Source organism: Sphaerotilus sp., from assembly GCF_041083715.1.
Lineage (GTDB): Bacteria > Pseudomonadota > Gammaproteobacteria > Burkholderiales > Burkholderiaceae_C > Sphaerotilus.
In genome coordinates this window covers 1-6314 of record NZ_JBFPGY010000317.1, presented here as the reverse complement: position 1 = coordinate 6314, position 6314 = coordinate 1, and the positions used below count along the sequence as shown (strand labels likewise).

The following is a 6314-nucleotide window of genomic DNA, read 5'->3' as shown; positions in this document are numbered from 1 at the left end:
GTAGTCTGCTGGCTGGCGGAAGGTGGTCAGCGCGTAGGGCGGGGCGGACGCCATCTCGATGTCGTCGAAGCCGACCACGGCCATGCGGTGATGCGCGCCCATCGAGGACAAGGCGTCCAGTGCCCCGATGGCCAGGATGTCGCTCTCGCAGAACAGCGCCTCGATGCGCTGCTCCCGCGGAGTGGCACCCAGGTAGCGCAGCAGCGCCTGCATCCCCTCGTCGCGCCGGTAGTGGGCCGTCTTCAGCACGCAGTCCAGCGGTGTGCCACGTGCCTGCAGCCGGTCGCGGAAGCCGTCGAGCCGGCGCAGCTCGGTGCGGTCGGAAGGGGGACCGGCCATGTGTCCGATGCGGCGATACCCTTCGGCGAGGAAGAGGTCGGCGATCTCCGCGCCGGCCGCATAGCCATCGGTGGTGACGTAAGGAATGTTCGCCAGCGAGCTGTTGCGGCTGACGACCACCAGCGGGATGCGGCGGATCTTCTGGGCCAGTTCGATCAGTTCCTTGTCCAGCGAGGTGCCCATGAACATGATGCCGTCGACCTGGAACTGATCGGCCAGGCGCAAGGCAGCACCCGGACCGTACTCCGGGCTGAGATTGAGCAGGAGCGAGCTGAATCCCTTGGCCTGGAGTTGCCGGGTGGCCTCGTTCAGCAGGTACAGCTGGTTGGGATTGCCGAGTTCATCGACCACCAGCGCAATCAGCCGGGTGCTGCGCGTGGACAGGCTGCGCGCCAGCAGATTGGGCGAGTAGCCCATTTCGGCTGCGATCTGAAGCACCCGCTCACGCACGTCCGGGGCGATGGGTGCACCCTCCGTGAAGGCGCGGGAGACCGTCCACTTGGACACTCCGACGCGCTCGGCGACGTCGGTGGCGGTGATTTTCTTGGTTGTCGATTTGTCTCGGGTCATTGTTTTCATTGCCACTCTGTCACGGCCATCACGCCCAGCACTCTACGGGAAAGAACACACCAGCATGCCACCGGTTGCATCCCCTTCGTTTGATGGCGGCGGAATGGCCTCCCGCTGGTCGGTCGGTGCCGTCGGTTCGGGCGGGCATGTGGAGTCCCACGGCCACCGCCTGCTGCACGAACTCCAGCGGGACCTTCCCCTCCTCAGTCCCAAGCTGCGCAGCGTGGCGCAGTTCTGTCTCCAGCATGCCGCGACCCTGCACCATTATCGAATCCAGGAGGTGGCCGAGACGTGCGGCACGATCCCGGCTTCGGTGGTGCGCCTGGCCCAGCGGTTTGGCTTGAAGGGGTTTCAGGAGATGAAACTTGCCTTTCTCGACCGCATGGAGCCGGTAGTCGACTTCACCCCGGCACCCCAGGACCACCGACTGCCCCCGGAATGTCTCGCCGCATCGCATGACATTGACGACTCGGCGCTGGGCTTGATGAGCTTGAAAGGGCTTGCGCTGCGGCCGGAGTTTCTGCACGTGGTGCAGTCCCTGCAATCCGCGACCCGCATCCACTTCGACTGGACCGGCGAGGAGGATCGATTGATCGCCCTGCATCTGCAGGCACGCATGCGGTCGGTCGGGTGCAGGCAAGTCGATACGGGCACGAAAAACCAGGACATCGTGTCCGGTGGCGCATGGCTGGTGCAAGTAGCGGTGTGGCACGACGTGACACCGTGTCCGAGCTGGTTCGTGGCGGCAGATTTCGGCTCGCGCATCCTCCGGCTGGCACGCGGCGACATGAACCGCAGTGCCAGGAACACCCATGCAGGCATCGTCATCCGGGTCGGGACCGATGCCCGAAGAATGCTGAATGCCTTCGCACTTTGCGAGGCGCTGGCCACGGCCGTGAAACCCGGCCATCTCTCCAACCCACTCCCAAGGAATACCCATGCCTCCATGGATCTCGACCGTTGATTTCGATGACATCGACGACGAGGACGTCGTGCGCTTTGACCACGGCGGCAAGACCTTTGCCCTCTACCGCGTGGAGAACAAGGTCTATGCGAGCGACGGTCTTTGTACCCACGAAAAGGTTCACCTCTGCGACGGCCTGGTGATGGAGCACGTCATCGAGTGCCCCAAGCACAACGGCCGCTTCGACATTCGGGATGGTCGCCCGCTGGGGGCGCCGGTGTGTGTGGCGCTCAAGACCTATCCAGCCAAGGTGGAAGCCGGCAAGGTATTTGTTGAGGTCTGAAGAGCTTGGTTGCCCCACCCGACCGGGCAGCGGGTGATGGGCTGTCGCACCGAGCCCAAGAAGGCGCGCCGGACAACGCCATCCGCCTCAGCCATTCGACTTCACGATCTGGTCGCTGATGTGGCTGTTCAGCGCGTACACCGTCGTGACAACCATGCAAGGAGCGCAATGGCGGCAGGCCATTTCGCAGGCACTCCGGCACACGGCCGCCGCCGTCCTGCTGGGCATCGGGCGGGCAGCGCTTTGCCGCAAACTGGGTGAGCTGCGCGCACTCCCTGATGCCATCATGCTGATGCCGGACCCGATGCCGGGACCGCGTGGTCGTGCACGACATCGCCCCACTGGACCGAAGAGGCTGCCATGACGAACTCCACAACTCCTTCCACCCCGGAAGGGTCCCCGCTGGCCGCATTCCGCGACCAGGCCGACGCCCTCGTCGCTCAGATGAGCGTCGAGGAACAGGCCCTGCTGCTGTCCGGCGACGGCTGGTGGCAGACCCACGGCATCGAGCGCCTCGGGCTGGCGCCGATGGTCGTCTCCGATGGCCCGCACGGACTGCGCAAGGTGGTCGGTGCCGGCCTGGAGGGCAGCGTGCCGGCGACCTGCTTCCCGACCGCGCCAGGGCTGGCGGCGACCTGGAACACCGTGCTGGCCCGTGAAGTCGGCATGGCGCTGGGCCGTGAAGCACAGGCCAGCGGCGTCCACATCGTGCTGGGCCCGGGCATCAACATGAAGCGCTCGCCGCTGGGCGGGCGCAACTTCGAGTATTTCTCCGAGGACCCGGTGCTGGCCGGCCGCATGGCCGCCGCCTACATCGACGGCGTGCAGAGCGAAGGGGTCGGCACCTCGCTGAAGCACTTTGCGGTCAACAACCAGGAGTTCGAGCGCATGGCGACCAGCTCGGACGTGGACGAGCGCACGCTGCACGAGGTCTACCTGCAGGCCTTCGAGATCGCCATCGCGCAGGCCCCGGCCGGGTCGCGGCCCTGGTCGGTGATGAGTGCCTACAACCTGGTCAACGGCGTGCATGCCAGCGAGCACCACGCGCTGCTGACCGGCATCCTGCGCGAGCGCTGGGGCTTCGACGGCTTCGTGGTGTCGGACTGGGGCGGCATCCACGACCGGGTGCAGGCGGTGATCGCCGGCAACAACCTGGAGATGCCGGGCAGCGGTGCGCACAACCGCCAGAAGATCATCGACGCGGTGCGCTCGGGCGGGCTGGATCCGGCCGTGCTCGCGCGGGTCACCGCCGAACTGGTGGCGGTGGTGCTGCTGGCCCACGCCCGCCACCGGCCCGGCAGCACCTTCGACGCCGAGGCCCACCATGCGCTCTCCCGCCGCGTCGGCGCCGAGGGCATCGTGCTGTTGAAGAACGACGGCGACGTGCTGCCGCTGGCCGCAGGCACGCGGGTCGCGGTGGTTGGCGACTTCGCCAAGGCACCGCGTTACCAGGGCGCCGGCAGCTCGCAGGTCAACCCGACGCGGGTTGCCTACCCGCACGACGAACTGGTCGCGCTGCTGGGTGCGGACCAGGTCACCTGGGCGCGCGGCTGCGATGGCGAAGGCGTGACCAGCGATGACCTGGTGGCCGAGGCGGTTGCAGTCGCGCAGGCGGCCGAGGTGGTGCTGGTCTTCGCCGGCCTGCCCGACAGCTACGAGTCCGAAGGATTCGACCGCCGCGACATCGACCTGCCGCCCGGCCACAACCGGCTGATCGAGGCGCTGGCCGCCGATCATTCCCAGTTGGTCGTGGTGCTGATGAACGGTTCGGCCGTGGCCATGCCCTGGGTGGACCGCGTGCCGGCGATCGTCGAGGGCTGGCTGGGTGGCCAGGCCGGCGGTGGCGCGATCGCCGACGTGCTGACCGGCCGCGTCAACCCCTCGGGCAAGCTCAGCGAGACCTTCCCCGTCAGCCTGCAGCAGACGCCGGCGTATCCCGCCTTCCCGGGGCGTGACGGCCAGGCTTGGTACGGCGAGGGCCTGTTCATCGGCTACCGCCACTACGACAAGCGCGGCCTGCAACCACTGTTCCCCTTCGGCCACGGCCTGAGCTACACCCGCTTCGACTACACCGCGATCCGCACCAGCGCCCCGACCCACGACGTGGACGGCGAGGGCATGCTCGCGGTCGAGGTGACGCTGCGCAACAGCGGCGCGTGTCCCGGCCAGGAGGTCGTGCAGCTCTACGTGCGCGAACGTGCGCCGAAGGTCGTCCGGCCCGAACGCGAGCTGCGTGCCTTCGCCAAGGTCCGCCTGGCGCCGGGCGAGGCGACCACCGTGCGCTTCGAACTCGGCCAGCGCGACTTCGCCCATTACGACATCGGCCTGCACGACTGGGCGGTGCATCCGGGCACGTTCGACCTCCAGGCGGGCGGCTCATCGCGTGACCTGCCGCTGAGCGCGGAGGTCGAGATCACGGCCCGCCGCGTCCGCCGCCAGCCGATCACCCGCCGCTCGCTGGTGCAGGACTTCCTGGACCGCCCGGGCGGTCAGGACGCCTATGCCGAGATGCTGCACGCGCTCGGCTTCGGCGGTCTGCTTGAACCGGTGGAAGAGGCGGCCCTGGCCCACTGGAGCCCCGAGCAGCTCGCCGCCAAGCGCAAGGGTGACAGCGCCGCGCTGGCCTTCGCCAACGAGATGCCCCTCTACAAGATCCCGGCGATGTCCGGCGGACTCTGCGGCGATGTGCGCATCGACGAGCTGGTGCGGGCATTCGGAGGCTGATGCATCCACGAACTCGTCGACGCGGGCAGTGGCCCTGCGCGAGCTGGGGCACATCGAGCGCACCTTGTCCATCCTGGGTCACTCCGTCCGTGCCCTATGGTGCGGCTCTATTGACACGGCAAGGGCAACGGCTATGCTGGATTTCATTGGGAAGCTGTGACCCGTCGAAGCGTCAAGAAGACTGCTGACGAGGTCGCTCCGATGGGATGGCGACATCAGCTCGCCACTGCGCCTGCAATGACTATCAGCGCATCGCTTGTGCGCTCGACACCAGGTAGACAGAGGCTTCGGGGGATGTCAGTGACATCCGTGCCTGGTCTGTCGTGCGCAACTGGTCTTGACATACTGGCGACAGAGCCACCTCGCCGCCTGATCGAGCGGAAGAGGCCGGTCCTGACGAAGGTGACTGCCGATCGACCCGGACAACACTCCGAGAGAGGTTCAGGATGAGCACCGCTTCCCATGACGACGCGCCCCGGGACCACGACAAAGACGTGGTCATCGTCGGTGCCGGCATCTCCGGCCTCTACTGCGCATGGCGTCTGATCGAAGACGACCCGACTCGGCGCATCACCATCGTCGAGCGCCTGAACAGGACTGGCGGTCGCCTGGACACAGACCTGATCCAGGTCAGCGCCGACGACGAGGTTCGCGAGGAAGAGGGCGGAATGCGCTTCAACACCGCGATGACCGAGCTGATGCAGCTCGTCGCGGCCCTGGGCTTGTGCGACGAGATCGTGCCGTTCGCGATGACGAGTGCCTCGGATGCACAGCCCAACACGAATCGCTTCAACCTCCGTGGGCGAAGCTTCAGCGCCGCCGACGCGGCTGCCGGCAAGAACGCGATCTGGGGCGAGATCTACCGGCTCGAAGAGCGCGAGAAGGGGCTCAGTCCGTCCGACCTCATCACGCAGGCGTATACCGCCGTCCTGGCCCAGAACCACAGCACCCCGGGAGACTCGACACCGCCCGAGTTCTGGACGGAGCTGCGCAACACGTTCACCTGGCAAGGCACGAGGTTGCGTGACTGGCAGCTCTGGGGCCTGCTGCGGAGCATGGGCTACTCGCAGGAGTGCATCCAGATGCTGGCCGACACCGTCGGTTTCGCCGGGCCGTTCAAGGCGCCGATCAACGCCGGTGACGCGTTCCAGCTGCTGGCCGACTTCCCCAAGGATCCGAACTACCTCACGTTCCGCAACGGCTTCAGCACCTTGCCGAACGCGGTGCGGGACCGGCTCCCGGCGCAGGTCGAGATCCTGCTCGGCACCAACGTCGACTGCATCGAGCGCACCGGCGACCGTTTCGTGCTCCGACTCACCAAGGCGCCGGACCAGCAGAGTTCGCATCCGCACATCGCCGGCGGCAAGGTCCAGACCCGCAGCGCGAAGAAGGTCATCCTGGCCGTGGCCACCACGGCGCTGGAGCAACTGTTCG

At 67.0% G+C, this 6314-nt stretch carries 5 protein-coding genes; 4 read left to right on the top strand and 1 reads right to left on the bottom strand.

Annotated elements, in window-relative coordinates; all coding sequences use genetic code 11:
• On the bottom strand, positions 1 to 909 hold a 909-nt coding region (locus AB3X43_RS14695), incomplete at its 3' end, for a LacI family DNA-binding transcriptional regulator (protein ID WP_369430608.1).
• Positions 910 to 1012: 103 nt separating this feature from the next.
• Here AB3X43_RS14695 and AB3X43_RS14690 point away from each other — a divergent pair.
• The 4 genes from AB3X43_RS14690 to AB3X43_RS14675 form a co-directional block, all read left to right on the top strand.
• Entirely contained in the window at positions 1013 to 1873 is an 861-nt protein-coding gene (locus AB3X43_RS14690; RefSeq protein ID WP_369430607.1) for a MurR/RpiR family transcriptional regulator, read from the top strand.
• Positions 1848 to 2156 carry a MocE family 2Fe-2S type ferredoxin gene (locus AB3X43_RS14685; RefSeq protein ID WP_369430606.1) on the top strand — a complete coding sequence of 103 codons (309 nt, stop codon included), beginning with the start codon at positions 1848 to 1850 and terminating at the stop codon, positions 2154 to 2156. Before AB3X43_RS14690 ends, AB3X43_RS14685 begins: the two co-directional genes overlap by 26 nt.
• A 360-nt stretch (positions 2157 to 2516) precedes the next feature.
• The gene (locus AB3X43_RS14680) at positions 2517 to 4880 is read left to right on the top strand and encodes a glycoside hydrolase family 3 C-terminal domain-containing protein (RefSeq protein WP_369430605.1); all 2364 of its coding nucleotides are present in this window, start codon (positions 2517 to 2519) and stop codon (positions 4878 to 4880) included.
• A gap of 446 nt (positions 4881 to 5326) precedes the next feature.
• On the top strand, positions 5327 to 6314 hold a 988-nt coding region (locus AB3X43_RS14675), incomplete at its 3' end, for an FAD-dependent oxidoreductase (RefSeq protein ID WP_369430604.1).